The sequence below is a fragment of the Streptomyces sp. NPDC051364 genome (assembly GCF_040682115.1).
Classification (GTDB): Bacteria; Actinomycetota; Actinomycetes; order Streptomycetales; family Streptomycetaceae; genus Streptomyces.
Genome location: NZ_JBFBAH010000043.1, coordinates 14,696 through 34,187, shown reverse-complemented (window position 1 = coordinate 34,187; position 19,492 = coordinate 14,696). Strand labels below are relative to the sequence as shown.

Annotated in this window: 19 protein-coding genes and 2 pseudogenes; 4 read left to right on the top strand and 17 right to left on the bottom strand. The window is 71.4% G+C overall.

Annotation, left to right across the window (positions count from 1 at the left end):
• Positions 1 to 4 precede the first annotated feature (4 nt).
• On the bottom strand, positions 5 to 2,956 hold the full coding sequence (locus tag AB0M76_RS39810; protein ID WP_365957625.1) for a HAMP domain-containing protein: 2,952 nt from the start codon (positions 2,954 to 2,956) through the stop codon (positions 5 to 7).
• Positions 2,957 to 3,629: 673 nt separating this feature from the next.
• Between AB0M76_RS39810 and AB0M76_RS39805 the strand changes: the two genes are divergently transcribed.
• Complete coding sequence (locus AB0M76_RS39805; protein ID WP_365957623.1) at positions 3,630 to 3,851, top strand: hypothetical protein; 222 nt, start codon at positions 3,630 to 3,632, stop codon at positions 3,849 to 3,851.
• Between the two features lie 363 nt (positions 3,852 to 4,214).
• Here AB0M76_RS39805 and AB0M76_RS39800 read toward each other — a convergent pair whose 3' ends face one another.
• From AB0M76_RS39800 to AB0M76_RS39775, 6 genes and pseudogenes are all read right to left on the bottom strand, one after another.
• A complete protein-coding gene (locus AB0M76_RS39800; protein WP_365957622.1) occupies positions 4,215 to 4,823 on the bottom strand; it encodes an endonuclease in 609 nt (202 codons plus the stop codon).
• 16 nt (positions 4,824 to 4,839) lie between these two features.
• Positions 4,840 to 5,738: pseudogene (gene ligD / locus AB0M76_RS39795) on the bottom strand (non-homologous end-joining DNA ligase).
• Positions 5,739 to 5,770: 32 nt separating this feature from the next.
• On the bottom strand, positions 5,771 to 6,775 hold the full coding sequence (gene ligD, locus AB0M76_RS39790; protein ID WP_365957638.1) for a non-homologous end-joining DNA ligase: 1,005 nt from the start codon (positions 6,773 to 6,775) through the stop codon (positions 5,771 to 5,773).
• 11 nt (positions 6,776 to 6,786) lie between these two features.
• Positions 6,787 to 7,416 carry a DNA polymerase ligase N-terminal domain-containing protein gene (locus tag AB0M76_RS39785; RefSeq protein ID WP_365957621.1) on the bottom strand — a complete coding sequence of 210 codons (630 nt, stop codon included), beginning with the start codon at positions 7,414 to 7,416 and terminating at the stop codon, positions 6,787 to 6,789.
• Between the two features lie 99 nt (positions 7,417 to 7,515).
• A complete protein-coding gene (locus AB0M76_RS39780) occupies positions 7,516 to 8,067 on the bottom strand; it encodes an isochorismatase family cysteine hydrolase (RefSeq protein ID WP_365957620.1) in 552 nt (183 codons plus the stop codon).
• A 106-nt stretch (positions 8,068 to 8,173) separates the two neighbouring features.
• Positions 8,174 to 8,404 (bottom strand): annotated as a pseudogene (locus AB0M76_RS39775) (aldehyde dehydrogenase); the annotation flags it as partial.
• Here AB0M76_RS39775 and AB0M76_RS39770 point away from each other — a divergent pair.
• Positions 8,351 to 9,514, top strand: coding sequence for a cytochrome P450 (locus tag AB0M76_RS39770; RefSeq protein WP_365957619.1), 1,164 nt, complete (start codon positions 8,351 to 8,353; stop codon positions 9,512 to 9,514). The pseudogene AB0M76_RS39775 and the gene AB0M76_RS39770 overlap by 54 nt on opposite strands.
• A gap of 369 nt (positions 9,515 to 9,883) precedes the next feature.
• Positions 9,884 to 10,420, top strand: a complete 537-nt coding sequence (locus AB0M76_RS39765) for a hypothetical protein (RefSeq protein WP_365957618.1) — start codon at positions 9,884 to 9,886, stop codon at positions 10,418 to 10,420.
• A gap of 291 nt (positions 10,421 to 10,711) precedes the next feature.
• Here AB0M76_RS39765 and AB0M76_RS39760 read toward each other — a convergent pair whose 3' ends face one another.
• Entirely contained in the window at positions 10,712 to 10,936 is a 225-nt protein-coding gene (locus tag AB0M76_RS39760) for a hypothetical protein (protein WP_365957617.1), read from the bottom strand.
• 387 nt (positions 10,937 to 11,323) lie between these two features.
• On the opposite strand from AB0M76_RS39760, the gene AB0M76_RS39755 reads away from it, so the two are divergent.
• On the top strand, positions 11,324 to 11,611 hold the full coding sequence (locus tag AB0M76_RS39755) for a hypothetical protein (RefSeq protein WP_365957616.1): 288 nt from the start codon (positions 11,324 to 11,326) through the stop codon (positions 11,609 to 11,611).
• 70 nt (positions 11,612 to 11,681) lie between these two features.
• On the opposite strand, the gene AB0M76_RS39750 is transcribed toward AB0M76_RS39755, so the two are convergent.
• The 9 genes from AB0M76_RS39750 to AB0M76_RS39710 all read right to left on the bottom strand — a co-directional run bounded on the left by AB0M76_RS39750 (position 11,682) and on the right by AB0M76_RS39710 (position 19,469).
• The gene (locus AB0M76_RS39750) at positions 11,682 to 12,035 is read right to left on the bottom strand and encodes a PRC-barrel domain-containing protein (protein WP_365957615.1); all 354 of its coding nucleotides are present in this window, start codon (positions 12,033 to 12,035) and stop codon (positions 11,682 to 11,684) included.
• A 34-nt stretch (positions 12,036 to 12,069) separates the two neighbouring features.
• Positions 12,070 to 12,393 carry a plasmid stabilization protein gene (locus AB0M76_RS39745; RefSeq protein ID WP_365957614.1) on the bottom strand — a complete coding sequence of 108 codons (324 nt, stop codon included), beginning with the start codon at positions 12,391 to 12,393 and terminating at the stop codon, positions 12,070 to 12,072.
• 376 nt (positions 12,394 to 12,769) lie between these two features.
• The gene (locus tag AB0M76_RS39740; protein WP_365957613.1) at positions 12,770 to 13,228 is read right to left on the bottom strand and encodes a DUF5133 domain-containing protein; all 459 of its coding nucleotides are present in this window, start codon (positions 13,226 to 13,228) and stop codon (positions 12,770 to 12,772) included.
• Between the two features lie 159 nt (positions 13,229 to 13,387).
• Positions 13,388 to 13,594 (bottom strand): hypothetical protein, encoded by a 207-nt coding sequence (locus AB0M76_RS39735; RefSeq protein ID WP_365957612.1) that lies wholly within the window; start codon positions 13,592 to 13,594, stop codon positions 13,388 to 13,390.
• A gap of 416 nt (positions 13,595 to 14,010) precedes the next feature.
• Entirely contained in the window at positions 14,011 to 14,862 is an 852-nt protein-coding gene (locus AB0M76_RS39730; RefSeq protein WP_365957611.1) for an ATP-binding cassette domain-containing protein, read from the bottom strand.
• A complete protein-coding gene (locus tag AB0M76_RS39725) occupies positions 14,859 to 15,920 on the bottom strand; it encodes an ABC transporter ATP-binding protein (protein WP_365957610.1) in 1,062 nt (353 codons plus the stop codon). The genes AB0M76_RS39730 and AB0M76_RS39725 overlap by 4 nt, the downstream gene beginning before the upstream one ends.
• Positions 15,920 to 16,837 (bottom strand): ABC transporter permease, encoded by a 918-nt coding sequence (locus tag AB0M76_RS39720; protein ID WP_365957608.1) that lies wholly within the window; start codon positions 16,835 to 16,837, stop codon positions 15,920 to 15,922. The genes AB0M76_RS39725 and AB0M76_RS39720 overlap by 1 nt, the downstream gene beginning before the upstream one ends.
• Complete coding sequence (locus AB0M76_RS39715; RefSeq protein ID WP_365957607.1) at positions 16,834 to 17,808, bottom strand: ABC transporter permease; 975 nt, start codon at positions 17,806 to 17,808, stop codon at positions 16,834 to 16,836. The genes AB0M76_RS39720 and AB0M76_RS39715 overlap by 4 nt, the downstream gene beginning before the upstream one ends.
• A complete protein-coding gene (locus AB0M76_RS39710) occupies positions 17,805 to 19,469 on the bottom strand; it encodes an ABC transporter substrate-binding protein (RefSeq protein ID WP_365957606.1) in 1,665 nt (554 codons plus the stop codon). The genes AB0M76_RS39715 and AB0M76_RS39710 overlap by 4 nt, the downstream gene beginning before the upstream one ends.
• Positions 19,470 to 19,492: the final 23 nt, after the last annotated feature.

Below are 19,492 nucleotides of genomic sequence, written 5' to 3'. Positions count from 1 at the left end.
ACCGTCAGTGCAGCCAGACGCGGATGCGCGCGGCCAGGTCGTCGGCGTCGACGGGTTTGGTGACGTAGTCGTCGGCTCCGGCGGCCAGGGCCTTGTCCCGGTCGCCGGGCATCGCCTGGGCGGTGACGGCGACGATCGGGACGTGGGCGTAGGCCGGCATCGCACGGATGGCCGCGGTGGTGGCGTACCCGTCCATGCCCGCCATCATCACGTCCATCAGGACGAGGTCGATGTCGTCGTGGGCGGCGAGCAGTTCCAGGCCGGAGCGGCCGTTCTCGGCCTGCAGCACCCGCATCCCCTCGCGCCGGAGGATCTCGGTCAGGGCGAACACGTTGCGCGTGTCGTCGTCCACGACGAGTACGGTGCGGCCGGGCGCGGCGGGGCCTTCGCCCCGTTCGGCGGCGTCCGGGACGAGGCCCGTCGAAGTGGCGTCATGCGCGGGAGCGGGTCGGCCGATGGCTTGGGGACGCCCGGCCGCAGCGGCCCGCGCCGGCGCCCGGACCGGCAGGTAGAGGGTGAAGACACTGCCTTCGCCGGGCGTGGAGCTGGCCTCGATCGCCCCGCCCAGCAGGTGGGCCACCTCACGGCTGATGGACAGGCCCAGTCCGGTTCCCCCGTAGCGGCGGCTCGTGGTGCCGTCACCCTGCTGAAAGGCGCCGAAGACGGTCTCCAGCCGGTCCTCGGCGATGCCGATGCCCGTGTCCGACACCCGGAAGGCAACCACGTCATGCTCCCCGCGGCCCACGTCGGCGGGGATCTCGTGCGCCGCTGCCAGGCCCACCCGCAGTTCCACGTGTCCCTGCTCGGTGAACTTGAGGGCGTTGGCCACGAGGTTGCGCAGCACCTGGCGCAGCCGTGCCTGGTCGGTGAGCAGCCCGTCGGGCAGTCCCGGTCGGGTGAGGATGCGGAACTCCAGTCCGCGGGCGGCCGCCACCGGCTGGAACGTCGCGTCGAAGTACTCCAGCAGCTGCCGCACCGGGAAGAGTTCGGGGTGCAGGTCCATCTTTCCCGCCTCGACCTTGGAGAGGTCGAGGATGTCGTTGATCAGCTGAAGCAGGTCGGAGCCCGCGGAGTGGATCACCTCGGCGTAGTCGACCTGCTTGTCGGTGAGGTTCCCCTCCACGTTCTGGGCAAGCAACTGGGCAAGGATCAGGAGGCTGTTGAGCGGGGTGCGCAGCTCGTGGCTCATGTTGGCCAGGAACTCCGACTTGTACATGGACGTGCGCGACAGCTGTTGGGCTCGCACTTCGAGCTCGCGCCTGGCCTGCTCGATCTCCAGGTTCTTGCGCTCGATGTCGCGGTTGCGGTCAGCAAGCAGGGCGGCCTTCTCCTCCAGCTCGGCATTGGATCGCTGCAACTCCTTCTGCCTGGCTTGGAGTTCCTGCGAACGCGCGCTGAGTTCGGCGGTCAGACTCTGCGACCGTTCCAGCAGCTCGTCGGTACGGGCGGTGGCGATCAGCGCGGTGACGCTCACGCCGATGGCTTCGATGAACTGGTCGAGGAAGTCCCGGTGGATGGCAGTGAAGGGGGCGAGGGAAGCCAGTTCGACTGCTCCGAGCACCTGGTCCTCCACCACGATCGGCAGGACGATCAGGGCGCCCGGTTCGGCGGCTCCGGCGCCGGAGGCGATGGTGGCGTACCCGGGTGGCAGCTGCTCCACGGAGAGGGTGCGGCGCGCGCCCGCGGCCTGCCCGACGAGCGACTGGCCGAAGCGGAACCTGCGGGGGGGCGCGGTGGGATCGTCGGGCGAGCCGAAGGAGGCCCGCATGACCAGGCACGGGCCCTCGGCGTCCTCCTCGGCGAGGAAGAAGGCGCCGTACTGGGCGGCCACCAGCCGCGGCACCTCGTTCATCATGAGCTGGGCGAGATCGGTCAGATCGCGGGTGCCCTGCATCAGGCCGGACACCCGCGCGAGGTTGGTCTTGAGCCAGTCCTGCTCCTGGTTGGCCCGTGTGGTCATGCGCAGCGACTCGACCATCGCGTTGATGTTGTCCTTCAGGTCTCCGACCTCGCCCGGGGCCTCAACGGTGATCGACTGCGTGAGGTCGCCCTCCGCAACGGCGCTGGTCACGGCGGCGATAGCACGTACCTGGCGGGTCAGGTTGCCGGCGAGCCCGTTGACGTTCTCGGTGAGGCGTTTCCAGGTGCCGGAGACCCCCTCCACCTCGGCCTGGCCGCCGAGTTTGCCTTCGGTTCCGACCTCGCGGGCGACGCGGGTGACCTCGGCGGCGAAGGAGGAGAGCTGGTCGACCATCGTGTTGATGGTGGTCTTGAGCTCCAGGATCTCGCCGCGGGCGGAAACGTCGATCTTGCGGGTGAGGTCGCCCTTGGCGACCGCCGTGGTCACCTGGGCGATGTTGCGTACCTGGTTCGTCAGGTTGTCGGCCATCGAGTTGACGTTGTCGGTCAGATCCTTCCACGTGCCGGAGACTCCCTGCACTGTGGCCTGACCACCGAGTTTGCCTTCGGTGCCGACCTCGCGGGCGACCCGGGTCACCTCTTCGGCGAAGGAGGAGAGGCGGTCGACCATCGTGTTGATGGTCTCCTTCAGCTCCAGGATCTCTCCGCTCGCGTCCACGCGGATCTTGCGGGTGAGGTCACCGCTGGCAACGGCTGTCGCGACCTGAGCGATCGAGCGGACCTGCGAGGTGAGGTTGTCGGCCATGGTGTTGACACCGGTGGCCAGCTCCTGCCAGATGCCGCTCACCCGGTGGACCCGGGCATGCCCGCCGAGGAGCCCCTGGGCACCGACCTCCCGGGCGACCCGGGTCACCTCGGAGGTGACCAGCGACAGCTGGTCGACCATGCCGTTGTAGACCGTCGCGATCTCGCCGAGGGGGCCTTCGGACCCCTCCGGCAGGCGGGTGGTGAAGTCTCCGTCCCTTACGGCCTTGAGTCCGTCCAGCAGCCGCCGCAGCTCCTCGTCGAGCTCGGACCGTTGCCGTACTTCGTTCATGGACGGACCTCCGCCTCCACTGTGGCACGCGTCGCGGGGACGGACATCCCGGCGGCAACGCCCGGCCCGCCCGCTCGGCACTGGCGGTCAGCGCCCCCGCGCGGATTCCGGCGGCCCGTCGGGGTGGGACCCCTCGCCGGACCGCCACGGACCCGGCGTATGTGTGTCCGGCCAACCGGTGGACGACACCGGTGAGCCACCGGGCGCGCGCACGGCACGGACCGGGATGGGAGCCGCCACCTCAAGCCAGACACTGACTTCCCGCCCCTCCGGGGCATCACTCCCCAGCGCCGGGCGAGCCGGTTCATCACCATCAGGCCGTGCCCGCCGGGAAGGCCCAGGGCAGTCCCCGGCCGGAGCTGCGGCAGCGCGTGGCTCGCGTCGCTGACCTCGTTGCGCAGTGGCCGTACCCAGGGTGCACTGGGCATCGGCGAGACGGCCCGCCACCTCGTCGCTCGCACCCATCGCCCTCCGGGACCGCCGACGGCGTGGTGACGGGACGCACTGGGTGGCCCGGCAGCCCGCGACGGACGGGCTTCCGTCGCGGACACAGGCGTCACGCCGTGCCAGAATCGTCACGACGCGATCGGTCACATGTTCGGCAGGCGCATATCGGGGTATATGACTCCTCCGGCAGCAGCCGGACCAGGCCGTGTCAAGGCGGTGAGACCCGATGTCCCAGTGCAAGACGCCCGACTACCGCAGCGGCCACCGCGGCCGGCACTGGACCCACGCCCTGCGCAGTGCTCAGAAGGCCGGGGCCGTGATCGTCACCGATGAGACCCTCGAACCGGTCGCGTACGCCCACGACGGAACCGGTCCCGGCCGCTTCCGTCCCTGGGTCACCTCATCCGGCGTCCGCTACGACAGCCATGACGTCCACCCCGAGTGGTGATCAGACGCCGTGTCGGTCCGCCCTCCGTGGGCATGGGGTCAAGCGCGTGATCGACCGCAGCGGCGACGTGGCGGCCAAGCCGTCGTGGCCATCGACGGCGTCGCCTGGTCACGGTTCGAGGACGTGAGCACCCGGCTGCCAGCCGTTGGCCCCTGCCGGACCGCGCCATTCGCATCAGGGGCCCGGGGTTCCACCCTGTCGGCCGTCGGCCGGCCGGCAAAACGGCGATCAACGCCGACCGGGCAGGACAGTTCCCTCACGTGGACCCGGCCGGACGAACCTCGGTTCCCGCGCCCTCCGGCCCGGTCGGCGCCGTGCCGGGGTGTCTTCCCCCGTAGGCCGTCGGCATGCGGGTCCGGTTCCTCAGGAGAGTTCGGCCCGTACCAGGGCGGCCGCGAGCCGCGGCAGGTCCTCGGCGGTGACGAGGCGGGCGAGGCCGGCCGGCGTCTTTGGGAGCCCCAGCGTGGCGGCGGCATCGCGGGCGCGGCCGTCGAAGGCGGGGCGCAGTTCGGGCCACACGCCCTGGGCCTCGCGGCAGAAGATGTCCGCTCCGACCGGTCCGATCCGCGGGACCTCCTGGAGGAGCTCACGGATCCGGCCGGGATCCCCGTCGGCGGCGTCGCGGAGCCGGCGAAGGTCCCCGCGGTACCGGGCCAGGAGGAACTCCGCCCCCTCCCCCAGCGCGGTGGCGGTGCTCTCGTCGTAGCGGCGGTAGTGGGCGCGGCCGAGGGCGTCCACCCGGTCCTGCCAGGACGCGGCGGCCATCGCCCGGGGCGTGCGCATCCCCGCCGCGAACAGCTCGCGGGCCGCGGCCACCGCGATGTCGGCCTTGATGCGCACCGAGAAGAGCACGCAGAGGGTCAGGAGTTGGTACAGCGGAGCGGGTGTGGTCCGCAGCCGGATGCCCGCTTCCTCGGCGTGGGTCCGCCCGTGCTCGTCCAGCAGGTCCCGGACCGTGGTGCGCTGTGTCATCTCGGGCCGCCCTCCGTCAGGGGTCGGTTCGGGTGATCAGTGTGGTGAGGCGTTGCCGGGACTTGGTGAGGGAGCGGGGTCGCGGGGGGTCGTGCCAGGGGTTCTCGGCCAGGAGCCGGTCGGCGTCGGAGAGGGCCCAGCGGCGGGCGGTGAGACCGAGTACGTCGAGATCGCCCCAGGCCAGCGGCGCCGCGACGGGAGCACCGGCGAGGGCGCGCACGGCGTAGGGGGCGACGACGGTCTGGGCGTAGGAGTTGCGCTGGACGTCGAGGTAGAGGCGGCCGTGGCGGGCCTTCTTGCGCGGCTCGGTGGTGAAGCGGTCGGGGTGGCGGGCCGCGAGGACGTCGGCCGCGGCGTGGGCGAAGGACCGTGCGCCGTCGACGGGTGCCCGGCGGTCGAGGGGCACGATCACGTGGAGGCCACGCGATCCGGTGGTCATGACCAGGGACGGCAACTCCAGCTCGTCCAGCAGCTCGTGGAGGCCGTGCGCGGCTTTCCGTACCAGGGCGAAGTCGTCTCCGGGCGGGTCCAGGTCGAACACCAGCCGGTCCGGGTGGTCAGGGCGGTCCGCCCGGGACAGGAAGCGGTGCGGGGTGATGCACGCCTGGTCGGCGAGGTAGACCAGGGTCGCGGTGTCGTCGCAGACGGCGTACGTGACGGTGCCGTCCTGCTTGGGCAGCTCGGCGCGGTGGATCCAGTCCGGGAAGTGGTCCGGCACCTCCTCCTGCATGAAGGAGGTGCCCTGCGTCCCGTCAGGGTGCCGTTCCAGCATCAGGGGGCGTCCGCGCAGGTGGGGCAGCATCCTGCGGGCCACGGTGAGGTAGTACTCGGCGAGGTCGGCCTTGGTGATGCCGTCCCCGGGGAACAGGATCTTGCCGGGTGGCCGATCTCGACGCTGCGGCCGCCGGCCCGTATGCGCCGGAGCGCGGTCGTCCGCTGCTTGGCTGTCATGAACCTCGTACCTCTGGTCGTTCGCGGACCACCTCGCGGGCGGGCTTGTCGTCGCGGAGCCCCAGGAAGCGGGGGTGGCGCAGCAGTCCGGCCGTGGTCCACTCGGTGAAGGCGACCTGCGCGACCAGCTCGGGGCGCACCCAGTGCGCGGCCCGGTCCCGCACGGCGCCGGCCGGGAACGGGGGCTGCTCCTGTGCGAGGTCGTCGAGTCGTCGGCGCAGGGCGCGCAGGGTGGCGGTGTCGTAGCCCGTGCCCACCTTGCCGGCGTAACGCAGCCGTCCGCCTTGGTGGTAGCCCAGGAGCAGGGCGCCGAAGCCGACCCGCAGGCCCGCCGGCTCGGTGAATCCGCAGATGACGAACTCCTGGCCGCCCGAACACTTGAGCTTGAGCCAGTCGGCGGTCCGGCGGTGGGCATAGGGCGCGACGGCACGTTTGGCGATCAGGCCTTCCCAGCCGTGGGCGCAGGCCCGGTCGAGGAGGGCGGGGTCAAAGCGATTGCGGTGCGGGGTGAAACGCAGGGGTGGGCGGAAGCCGAAGGTGTCGCGCAGCAGTGCTTTGCGGGTGCGCAAGGGGAGCCGGGTGGTGTCGTGTCCGTCCAGGCGCAGCAGGTCGAAGACGTAGTACATGACACGGATGCGGCCCGCGGCTCGGACCGCTTCGGGGCCGGTGAGCTGCATGCGCTGCTGGAGGAGCGCGAATTCGGTGCGTCCCCGGCGCAGGGCGACGACTTCCCCGTCCACGGTGAAGTCGTCGCATTCCTGGGCGGCCAGCGCCTGGGCGACCTCCGGATAGGTGGCCTCCAAGGGCTTACCGCCGCGGGAGAGCAGCTGCAGCACGTCGTGATGGCGGGTAGCGAGGACCCGGACGCCGTCCAGCTTCCTCTCGAAGAGCCAGCCTTCGCCGGAGGCGCGGCGCGCGGTGAGCGTGGCGAGCATCGGGGTGCCGGGTGCTGTCGGCGCCGGACGCAGGAGACTCCGGTGCTCCTCCGGCAGCCGTTCCATGGATGACGTGTTCACCCTCGCTCACCCCCCGATCGCGCGGCTGCGGCGACCTGCCCGAGCGTGCGGCCGGTACGGGCCGATCGCGCCCGCCGGGGGTCGGGTGTGCCGGCGGGCGCGGCCTGCTCGTCCGCTTGCCTGACCAGGAGCGACGCCTCCCGCTCCCCTTCCCCGGCGCTGCGGATCCGGGTGAGCGCGTAGCCGCCGTGCAGTTTGCGGCCGTCGAGCCGGAACGAGGCGTGGCCCCGCTGCAGTGCCTCGGCGAGAGGAACCTCAGGGCCGTCCCGGTCCGACGTGGCGTTGCGGTAGGTGCCCTCGTCCCACACGATGACCGTGCCACCGCCGTACTCGCCCTGCGGGATGACGCCCTCGAAGTCGCGATAGGCCAGCGGGTGGTCTTCCGTGGGCGTGGCGAAACGCTTGTCGTGCGGATCCTTGGAGGGGCCCTTGGGCACGGCGAAGGACTTCAGGACGCCGTCGGCTTCGAGCCGGAAGTCGAAGTGCATGCTGCGCGCGTCGTGGATCTGCACGACGTACGACGGCGGACCGCCCGCCGACCGCCCCCCGGAGCCGCCCTCCGGCTCGGCCGTCTTCGAGAAGTCCCGCCGTCGGTGGTATCGGGCCAGCTTCCCCTTGTCCGTCATGGCCTCCTCCTCGCACCCTCGTGGCAGCAGCCTCTATCAGGCGGCTACCCGGGACCGGGCGCGCCAGTCGTCGCCTGCGGGAACGGGGCGTCGAACCTGTCAGGCCGGGGCGCACCACCGGAAGGCTTCGGCCGCGGGCACGATGCGGGCAGACATGTTGATCTCCATCATGCGCAGAGCGGCCTCGGCCAGGTCCTTGTGGATGTGCGCGACGGCATCCGCCGCGACCGTGACCGAGAGGTGGCGGATGTGCGCGTCGAGGGCGGAGTAGAGCACGCACTGCTCCGTGACCTGCCCGCACAGGACGAGCCGGCTCACGTCGAGCGAGCGCAGGAGATAGGCCAGCGGCGTCTCATAGAAGATGGAATGGCGCGCCTTGACGACGAAATATGCGGCCTCGTCGGGACGTAGTGGCTCCACGAGGTCGGCGTGCGGGCCCGCCAGGACCGCCTCCAGGAGTTCGCCGTGATGGGAGCGCCACTTCCCGAAGTTGTCGTTGGCGTAGATCACCGGAACGTTCCGCTCCCGCGCCTGTTCCAGAAGGTCGACCACGGCGGGCAGGACCCGTGAGACGGACGGGACCAGGACATCGGCGTCCTTGTGGTCGTACGTGTTGAGCATGTCGATGATGACGAGTGCGGTCGCCGCCATGGTCCTGCACCTCACATGCCGACGCCCCGGCCCGACACCACGCCGGCCTGGCCGGCGTGGTGTCGGCGGTCGGTCGGCCCCTCCGATGGTCAGGGTCCGAGCGCCTTCCGAAGTGGATCGGGATCTTGGCTCGTGCTTCCAGTTCTCCCTGGGTTTCGGCTGCTCCAGGGGCTTCGGGTACGAACACGCTTGACGACACCGAGGCTGCCGGTGAAGCGAACGGCATCAATGAGGCTGTTCATGGTGAGGGCGGCGTCCTCCTGGCCTTGAGGCCGTGGGCCTGGTGGCCGACGCATTCGCAGCCGTTGTCCGCGCCGAGCCCGAGGGTCGCCTCCTTCGGCCGCCCTATGTCCCGCCTACCCCGCATACCATCGGCAAACGACACCACGTCGTTCGGGCCACCGCCCTGCCGGACCCCGTCCTGGACACCCTCTTCGGGCACGGCGCCGTCCACACCCTCGACGGTGAGGCACACCGCATCCGCAAGGCGATGTTCCTGTCGCTGCTGAAGAACGCCGAGGGTGTGGCGGCACTGGCCGAGCTCATCCGGGCACGGTTCCTAGCGGCGGTGACCAGCCGGCGGCGGGAACGGCTGGTCCTCTTCGACGCCACCGCCGATGCCCTCGCCCTGGCCGTGTGCGAGTGGGCGGGCCTCCCGCTCGCCGACACGGCGGTTTCGGACATGGCCCGCGACTGCACGGCCATGGTCGACGGCTTCGCCTCTCCCGGCCCTCGCCACGTGCGCTCCTGCCGGGCCCGGGCCCGGCAGGAGCGGGCCCTCGCGGAACTGGTCACCGACGTCCGCGCGACGCGGGCCGACGCGGTCACCTCGGGTTCCACACTCGGCACGGTGGCCCGGCACCGTGACGTCGACGGCAACCTCCTCGATCCGCGGGTCGCCGCCGTGGAGCTGCTGAACGTGATCCGCCCCACGATCGCGATCGCTTGGTTCGCCACGTTCGCCGCTCACGCCCTGCACCGCTGGCCCCACCACCTCGACCTGCTGCGCTCCGGAGGGGGAGGCGGCCACGCCGTCGCGTTCGCCGACGAGGTGCGGCGCTTCCACCCCTTCGCGCCCTTCGTGGGAGGCCTGGCGGCGCGAGACCTGGAGTGGCGGGGCGAGGAGATCGCGCAGGGCACCCTGGTGCTGCTCGACCTGTACGGCCAGAACCACGATCCGGCTCTGTGGACGAACCCGTACCGGTTCGACCCGAACCGCTTCACCGGCCCGCACAGCCCGCTGGACGCCCTGGTCGCCCAGGGCGGCGGCGACCCGGCACGCGGCCACCGCTGTCCCGGAGAGGACATCACCGTGACGGCCCTCGCGGTCATCGCGACAGAACTGGCCCGGCTCGACTTCGACGTCCCCGAACAGGATCTGACCATCCCCCTGTCCCGCATTCCGACCCTGCCCCGCAGCGGTTTCGAGCTGATCCTTCGGCCGTAGGGATCGCGGGAAGGGAGCGTTCCCAGGTGTGTCTCCCGGGGCGCCTCGGCGACCCTGTCGGCGTTCGACGAGCGCGCCGAGATGCCGGAGGAAGCCGTCGAAGTGATGGGGAAGCAGTTCACCGGCCGCGAGGTCAGCCACCGGCGACGGCACTTGCGGCCGTCGCACCCCCTGAGGACGGGGCCGCGCACCAGGGCACGGCGCCCACCCGGCACCTGGCCCCCAAGCGGACACGGCCCGGGAACGCCGCAGGCGCCCCAACGGTCCCCCGCCTCGGCGGCCAGCCCATCGGTCCACCGCCGGTTCACCTCGGCCCGGGCGGGTAGGCGCCGGAGCGTACGGGAAGCGTTCTGGATCGGAGGTTCCGCCATGCACGACACCACATCATTGACTTCGTCGGGACCATCCCTCCTCACTGTCTATCTGAACGACCACCTCACCGGCTCGGGTGCCGGCGTACGTCTGATCCAACGGATCGCGGACCGGCACCGCCACACGGACGAGGGCCCCCAACTGGCGGTGCTGGCGGCGCAGGTCGAAGCGGACCAGCAGAGCCTGCGCCGCATGATGCGTGACCTCGACGTACCCGTACGGCGACTGCGCGAGGCGGCGGGCCGGATCGGCGAGACCGCGGGACGGCTCAAGCCGAACGGCAGGCTCTTCTCCCGGTCCCCGCTCAGCGACGTCACCGAACTCGAGACCATGCTCCTGGGGGTGTACGGCAAGGCCGCCTGCTGGCGGGCCCTGCGCGACCTCGCCGAGACCGACACCCGCCTCGACGCCCCCGACCTCGACCGGCTGCTCGCCCGGGCGGACACACAGACCCGCACCCTGGACGACCTGCGCCGCCGCCGCGCGGCCGAGGTCCTCACGGCGGAAACCGCGGTGAGGGTCCGGCCAGCATAAGAGGCCCTTTGCCGAGCCAACGCGTCGGCGCGCTGGCTCCCCCCCCTGCGCGCGAGGCTCGAGCTCACCATCACGGGGTCCCCGCCTGGCGCGCACGGGACGTCGGCCCCATGAGTCCCCCGATGTTTCCACCTCGGCGAAAACGCCGGTGCACGGCACCCGGACGTACAAAGCCGCACCCCACATGTCGCCCATCCGCGGCGGCACCAGGGCACTGGGCGGATGATCGAGCGCCGCCCCCTGGTCTGAGCGCGGCCCTGTAGTTCGCTTGCGACGGGGTGCTCGACGGCGTCAGATGTCGCTGGTCCACACCTCGGGGCCGCCCCCTTCCCACTGGATCGGCCCGTCCTCGGACAGGTCCACATCCTCCAGCCCGGCCCGGCGCAGGAACTCCGACACGTCTGCGGGTGTGAACGCCCGGCCAAGGTCCGCGTCAACGCCGAGCGCGTGCACGGTGACCTTGCGCCCGCCTTGCGGCGACACGGGGTGGATAACGATCTCCGTCTGGTCCGCCATGCAACCAGAGTGCGGCAGAGCGGCCAGTAAGGCATCCGGGGTTCACCCTGCCCGCCGAACGGCAATGCAGTGGCTCCGACCGCGAGTGGGCGAGAGCACAGCAGCTCTTGACCTCTTCTCAGAACTCCTGGGGGGAGAGTGTTCTGGGGGAAGGCGACCGGAATACACGCGTGGATACCGGAAGCTGCCACCCACGGATGGGTGCTTCCGGAGCGGGCCTCAGCCGCATGGCGACCTCCCGGCGTCATGCAGCCGGCTCGCCCGAACGACGGGCTGCCGCCCGGATCCGTACGGAAGCCGGACGCCCCGGGTTCCCGGCCACCTCCCCGGCCGGGAACCCGGGGGCCGCCCGGCCAACCCCCGGCGCCGGCGCTCGTACCGCCGCCCGTGCAACGGACCCTGGCCACGCAGGCCAACACCGCCGCAGGCAAGACCGCCGCAACCACCGTGAAGCAGACCACCGAAACGAAGGCGAACAAGGCCGCGGAGCCCCCGCTGAGCGAACTCGTCCCGGCCCTCCTCGTCCAGGCCGCGGAACCCCGCCTGGTCAGCGAGGTCACCACCGAACTGGCCCAGGCACACCCCGACCGCCCACGCCCATCACGACGAGCCCCACGACCCGGAAACACCGGGGCCCGAAGCCCTGGACTGGTGGGGGGGTCCCCGACCCTCTGACGGTGCACGGGCTCGGCCGGCTCCGCGGGGCCCCGCCGAACGGCCGGGCCCCGCGGCACGTGCGCCCGCGCTACATGTGCGGCTGGTTGTAGTACCGGCCGAACTGCTCCAGGTAGGACGGCTCGCCGCCGCGCTTGGACTCGTCGAACTCGGGAGCGTCCTTGATCTGGTCCTTGGTCCGGTCGACGTGGACCTTCTCCTCCACCATGTCGATTATCTTGATCGTCCCGGCGGGCAGCAGCACGTGCTTGCCGAAGATCCACACCCCGGTGTCCACGACGACGTAGGAGGCACCAACCTCCTCGGAATGCTTGCTGATCTTGCCGATGCTGCCGTCCGTGGCCTCGACCTTGTAGCCGACGATGTCGGTGCCCCGCTGGTAACCCGTATCCGGACGGTAACCCCAGATGTCGAACTCCGTCACAGCAGACCCCTTTCATCACGCGGACCGTGCCCGTTCAGTGGCCCAGCGCCCGCTTCAGCTCTGCCTTGTCCATCTTCGAACGACCCTCGATACCCCGCTGCTTCGCCTCGTTGTACAGCTGCTCCTTGGTGGGGCCCTGCGAACCGCTGTGCGAGCGCTGCCCACCCCGCTTGGAGGACGACATGTCCTGGATCGAGGACCGGCTCGCTGTCGTCGACTCGCCGGAGCGGGCACGTTCCTTGTTCACGGTGCGGGCCGCGATCTCCTTGGCGCGCTTCGTACTCTCGCCGCGCTGCTCGGCACTCTCCTTGATGTGCTCGTACTGACGTTCCCGCTTGGGGCTGGAACCGCGAGGCATGATGACTCTCCTCAGCTCGTGTTGTGGTCTCTGCACGGTGGCTGTGCCACCAGGCCCGTCCTGCGCCTTCCCGCCCAGGGCCATCTCATTCAGAAGGCTCACGCGGCCTCTTTGCCCCGTCCGCCGACGGCTCCTCACCGGCCTTCCTATGTGTCACCTCCCTGCGGGCACGGTCCACCCGTTCCCGGTCGACGGGCTTGCCGCTGCCCGGGCCGGTCCGGTACGGGACTCCCGCAGGCCGACCGTGCTCGTCCACAGCGGCTCCCTCATCGGGGAGCAACTCCGGGCGCGGGTCCTTCTTCCTGCCGCGCATGATCCACCGCCTCCGTCGTTTCAGATGGGGTGCGGGCCGGGCCGAGCGGCACGAATTGCGGGGTCAGCCCTCGGTGTACTGGAGAGCCTCGTGCATCGCCTCGGGGGCGGAGGGCCGGCCCATGAGGACGCACAGGGTGAACAGGGAGTCCTCGAATGCCCGGCGTGCGTCCGGGTCGGCGGGTGCTGCGATCAGGCGCAGGCGGGCTTCGAAAAACCGGCCGAGTGCCCGCTCGGCGTCCGCCCGGAGCGGCAGCAGATACGGGCCGGAGGCCGAGGCTGCGGCGGTCGGGGTGCGGGCGGCGTGGACGCCCTGGCGCAGGACCCGCTCAGCGCGGGCCGGGACGGGCATGCCCCGGGAGGCAGCAAGCATCGCCTCGGCGAGGGCGGTCTCGGGCAGGCCCGCTCGGGCTGCCGCCGCGGACAAGATGCGCTCGGCCTCGCGGGCCGGGGCCGGGATCGTCGCCATCAGCGTGCCCACCGCCCAAGCGAGCGTCCGCTCGGGTGACGCGGGTGGGTCCATGGAGATCACTTGCTTTCGTGATGGATACCTGCGTGGGCAGCGGCGGCCGACGCCTGCGTCGGTCCTTGGACCGGCCACATGACAGGACCCGGCCGGGGTGATGGTGACCACGGGCCCGGCCGGGTCCTGCGTGCATGGGCGAAGAACGATCTGATGCGGTCAGAACTCGTCTTCGCGCATTTCGTCATCTCCGCGCTCACGCCGCATCTCCTCCAGGCGGCGCTGCGCGATCTCCTCGGGACTCGTCTTGCCGGACCGCTCCTCGCGGGTACCGGGGTGCACGGGGTCCTGACCTACAGGACGCATGCGCTCCTGCTCCTCGCGGCCCTTGCCCGGCTCCTGGCGCTTGTCCTGCTTACCGCCCATGACCGCGACTCCTCTGCGACACGTGGCTGAAGGCTTCTCCTCCACCCTGGCACGCACAGTTACCTTTCGCATCATATGGGTGACCAGTAGGAGTGAGCAGGGCGTTGGCGGCGGTGGCGGGGTGGAGGCGGGGTGCGTGGCCCCGACGATGGAGCCCGCTACCGCCAGGAGCCCACCCATGCTGGAACGCACGCCGCGCCAGGGCCGCACCCGGGTCGGCGGCGCTGCGTATGGGTGAACGCGCCCAGATGTGAGGCCACGTCCGTGTCCCGCACGATGGCCTTGAGTCGTCTCTCGAGCGGTAGCGGGCTCCGTTGATGAAGGTCACATCGCAGTGGTGCAGGAGCCGAGTCGCGAATGCCGGCGGCCAGGACGTCCGCGGTCGGAGTCACGACGTCGGTGTCCCGAGGTCACCGTCACGAGGTCGCAGTCACGCGGTCGAGCCCGCGTCGGCGGCGGCTGATGGAGTCGGGGTCCCAGCCGGGGTGCGGGACGGACGCCAGCAGCAGCCGGGTGTAGGGGTGGCGGGGCGTGGTGAGGAGTTCCGCCACGGGCCGGTGCTCCATCGTCCGGCCCCGGTACATGACCAGTGCCTCGTCACAGACGTATCGGACGACCGCCAGGTCGTGGCTGACGAAGACCAGGCCGATGCCGGTGTCGCGGCGGATGTCCGCGAGCAGGTTGAGCACCTGTGCCTGGACCGAGACGTCAAGGGCGGACACGGCCTCGTCGAGCACCAGCACGGCCGGTTCGACGGCCAGCGCCCGGGCGATGGCCGCACGTTGGCGCTGCCCGCCGGACAGGCTGCGGGGCAGGGCCGCCGCCTCGCGGTCGCCGAGGCCGACCTGTGCCAGCAGTTCCCTGACCCGGGCGGCCCGCGCCGTACGGTCGTGGGCTCCGTGCAGCCGCAGGACACCGTCCAGGGTCGCGCCGATGCTGATGCGGCCGTCGAGCGACAGGTAGGGGTCCTGGAAGACGATCTGGACGGCCTTGGCCCGGGCCAGCCGGGCCGCCTTCCCCCGTGCGGCCTTCGCCAACGGCTCGCCCTGCACGAGGATCTCCCCCGCGTCGGGGGATTCCAGGCCGACCAGCATCCGGGCAGTGGTGGTCTTGCCGGAACCCGACTCCCCGACGATGCCGAGCGCCCCGCCCGGCGGTACGGAGAACGACAGGCCGTCGACCGCGACGACCTCGGTCCCCCGGGTCCGGTACGTCTTGTGCAGGCCGCTCGCCCGGAGCAGCGCCGGGATCGGCTCGGTGGTGGTCAACGGTCCTCCTCGTCCGGAGCGCCGGTGCGGGCCGGAGCCGGGATCGTCGCGGCCGTCGCCGCCATGTCGGGGTGTGTGCCGGAGAGCTCGCCGGCGAGTTCGTCCGCGCGGTGGCAGGCGACTTCGCCCGGGCCGTGCGGCCGCAGGGGCGGCGGCGACTGGTCGCAGCGGCCGGGCTCGGCGAAGCGGCAGCGCGGTGCGAAGGCGCAGCCGGGTGCGGACTCCATGAGGCCCATCGGGGCTCCGGGGATGGGGACGAGGCGGCCGTACGGTCCCGCCGGTCCGCTCAGGGGTGGGGACGAGCCGAGCAGGCCGGCGGTGTAGGGGTGAGCCGGGGTGGCGAACAGGTCGGCCACGGGGGCCGTCTCGACGATCCGCCCCGCGTACATCACGTAGATCCGGTCGCTGGAGGCGGCCGCGAGTTCGACGTCGTGGGTGATGAGGAGCATGCCGAGGCCCCTCTCGCGCTGGAGCCGCCCGAGGATGGCCATGGTCTCGGCCTGGGTGCTGACGTCGAGTGCGGTGGTGGGTTCGTCGCACAGCAGCAGACGGGACTCGGTGGTGAGGGCCGCGGCGATCACGACACGCTGGAGCATGCCGCCGGAGAGCTCGTGCGGGTACTGGTCCAGGTGCCGGGCGGGATCGGGGAGGCCGACGGCGGTGAGCAGTTCGACGGCGCGGGCGTTCGCCCGGTCCTTCGGCCAGCCCTGGCCGATCCGCAGCGATTCGGTCAGGAAGTCACCGACGCGGCGTACCGGGTTGATGGCCGCCCTGGGGTCCTGGAAGATCATCGCAGCCTTGGCGGTCCGTACCTCGTGCAGGCCGGCCTCGTCGGCTCCGACGAGGTCGATGCCGTCGACCCGGACCCGGCCACGGGTCGCGCACCCCGGGGGGAACAGCCCGAGCGCGGCGCGAGCGGTGACCGACTTCCCGGAGCCGGATTCGCCGACCAGGGCGACGACCTCCCCGGCTGCGACGGTCAGGGTGATGCCGTCCAGGACCGGGCGGGCCGTCGTGGGCAGCGCGATGTGCAGGTTCTCGTACTCGAGCAGTGCCATCAGGAGTCCCTCCCGGCGAGCCGGTCGCCGAGGGTCTCCCCGACGACGTTGAAGGCGACGACCACCAGGACGACCGCGACGGCCGGCACGATCGCGGACAGCGGCTGTCCCTGGAGGACGGCGGTCTGCCCCTGATTGATCATGGCGCCCCAGTCGGGTGTCGGCGGCTGGACGCCCAGCCCCAGGAACGACAGGGCGGCGAGGTCGAGGAGGGCGTAGCCGAAGTTCACGGTCGACTGGGCGAGCAGGGTGGGGGCGATGTTGGGCAGCAGGGCGCGGACCGCGACGAACACCGCGGAGTGCCCCTGCACCCGATAGGCCGCGATGTAGGGCCGGGCCTTCTCCTGCACCGCCAGACCCCGTACGACGCGTGCGGTGTACGGCATGTACGCGATCGCCATCGCGATGACCGGCGCCGTCATCCCCTTGCCGAAGAGAGCCACCGCGAGGATCGCCAGCAGCAGCGCGGGGAAGGCGAAGAGGACGTCGAGCACACGCCCGACCAGGGTGTCGGTCCACCCGCCGCGCCAGGCGGTGAACAGGCCGACGGCGATGCCCGCCGCGGTGGAGAAGAGCACTACCGCGAGGGGTCCGGCGAGGCTGGACCGGGTGCCGACGATCAGCGCCGAGAAGGTGTCGTGGCCGCCCTGGTCGGTCCCCAGCCAGTGCTGGGCGCTCGGCCCGACGAGGGTGTCGCCGAGCGAGCCGAAGGTCGGGTCGTACGGCGCCAGCCAGGGGCCGAACAGGGAGAGCACCAGGAACAGGGCCAGGAGCAGCATGCAGCCGGCGTGCAGCGGGCCGCCGCCGAGTCTCCGGATCCGGGTGAACGTCGCGCGGAGCATCCCGCCGGGGGGCGCGGCCGCGGCGCCGGCCGGGATGGCCGGGGTGCCCGCCGGGGGTGAGGTCCGTAGGCTCATCGCGCACTCCCCCCGGCCGCGACCCGCGGATCGATCAGCGGATGCACCAGGTCCACCAGGGCGTTGACCACGACGAACGCGCCGACGACTAGCAGCACGATGGCCTGCACGACCTGGAAGTCCATCTGGTCCACCGACTGCACCAGCAGCGAACCGACCCCGGCCATGCCGAAGGCGGTCTCCACGATCGCCGTGCTCACCAGCATCCCCGAGACCAGGAGTGCGGAGACCGTCACGATCGGGCCCAGCGCGTTGCGCAGCACGTGCCGCCTGATCACCGTCCGCCGCGGCGTTCCCCGGCTGAGTGCGACCTCGACGTGCTCACGGCGCAGTTCGTCCAGCATCGCCGACCGGGTCACCCGGGTCACCAGCGCCATGAAGGTCACCGACAGGGCCGCTGCCGGGAGCACGACGTGGTGGAGCCGGTCGAGCAGGCCGGTGCCGTTGCCGATGGTCGGGAACCAGCCCAGTCGCACGCCCAGCACCGACCGGAACAGGAGGGCGGCGACGAAGGCGGGGGCGGCGGCGCCCACCGTCACGAGCAGCATCAGGGTCCGGTCGGTGCGCGTGCCACGGCGCAGCGCTCCGACGATGCCGGCTCCGACCCCCACGACGACGATCATGAGGGCCGATACGCCGACCAGCAACAGGGAGGCGGGCAGGCGCGACCAGATGACCGAGCCGACGTCCTGGTGGAAGAGGTAGGAGCGGCCGAAGTCGCCGTGCAGGACACCGTCGAGCCACTTCCCGTACCGGACCGGGAACGGCTCGTCGAAGCCGTACTGGTGCCGGATCGCGGCGAGTTCCTGCGGGCTCGGGCTGCGTCCCTTGACCAGGAAGGCGGCCGGGTCCCCCGGGACGAGGAAGAGCGAGGAGAACACCAGGAAGGAGGTGACGAGCAAGGTCGCCGCCATGGCGGCCAGCCGGCGCAGCACCCGGCCGACCCGGGCCAGTACCGGTGCGGGCGTCATCGCTTCGCTCCGATCTCGGCGGCCCACGGGTAGTAGAGGTAGGCGATCGAGGGCTGGACGCCGGTGATCCGCTTGCCCATGAAGACGCTGACGGGCTGCGTGTACAGGGGCAGCCACGGCAGTTCGCGCAGTGCCGTTCGCTGGGCCTCGGCGTTGGCCGCGGCGTGTTCGGCGGGATCGTGGGCCGCGACGGCCTTGTCGACGGCGGCGTCGAAGGCCGGATCGGACCAGTTGCCGTAGTTGCTGAAGGAGCCCGTCTGGAGCGAGCCGTACACGTCCAGCGGGTCGGTGATCGACGTGTACCAGAAGGTGAGGAACAGGTCGATGCCCTCGCGTGCGGCCGGATCGGTGAAGAGGGTCGTGTACTTCTCGGCGGAGAGGGAATCGATCTGCGGCTTCAGGCCGATGGCCGTGGCGGCCTGCGCGACGGCCTGGGTGATGATCGTCGTCTGGGAGTCCAGCGGGCTGGTCGCGATCACGATCTTCTGGCCGTCCACCCCGGCCTCTGCGGCGAGCGCCTTGGCCTTCGCCGGGTCGTACGGGTACGTCGGTACGTCCTTGAGGATGCCCTCGCGTGCGGCGGCGGGTGCGTCGTCCCACAGGTTGTCGGTGGTCAGCGAATGGGCGACCTCTCCGACTCCGCCCGCTCCGGCCTTGACGATGCCCTTGCGGTCGATGGCCATCAGCAGCGCCTGGCGGACCCGGGCGTCGCCGAGGGGGCCCTTGAGGCTGCTCACCACCTCGTCGACGACCGTGGTGCTCCGGCCGAAGTAGAGCGTTCCGGCCTCGGTGGCACCCAACTGCTTGTAGGCGTTCGGCGGGACCATCCAGCCGCCGTCGACCTCGCCGCTGCGGAAGGCGTTGACGCGGGTGGTGGGGTCGGCCAGGAAGACGAACTTCGCCCGGCCGGACTTGGCCTTGAGGTCGGCGTTCCAGTATCCGTCGAACCGCTTGAGGCCGAGGGACTGGCCGGAGGTCCAGGACTCGAAGGAGAACGGGCCGGTGCAGTTCACGCCGGTCTGCGCGTTGCCGTAGTCCTTGCCGGCCTTGGCCAGCGTGGCGGCGGATTCCACGGTGCCGGGGCCGGCGGCGAGGTACTCGTTGAAGGTGGAGTCCGGCTTCGCCAGGGTGACGGTGACCTCCAGCGGACCGGTGCGCTCGACCGCCTGAACGTTGCGGAAGGGGTACGCCCACACGCTGGCGGTCGCGGGGTCGAGGTTGCGGCGCAGGGAGGCGACGACGTCGTCCGCGGTGAGTTCCGTGCCGTCGTGGAAGCGCACGCCCGGGCGGATCTGGTACACCCAGGTGGTGGGTGTGGGATTGCTGTACGAGGCCGCGAGGTTCGGCGAGGTGGTCAGGTCGGGGTTCCAGCGCAGCAGGCTCTCGCAGACGTTGGCGAGGATCTGGTTGGGCGGGAAGTCGAAGGAGTGCGCGTAGTCGATGGTGGTCGGCTCGGCGTAGACGGACCAGGTGAAGGAGTCCAGGTCGCCCGAGGCGGCGGGCGTCCTGTCCGTGAGCCGGTATCCGCTGGTGGTGTCGTCGGGCCGGTGTGCGGGGCCGCCGCACGCGCTCGTGACGAGCACGGCGGCCGTGGCGAGGGCGGCCGCCGCGGTGTGGCGAAGCCGTCGGGGCCGGCGCGAGCTCGGTCGGGCTGAGGGCATCTGCTGCCTCCGAGAGGGGTGAG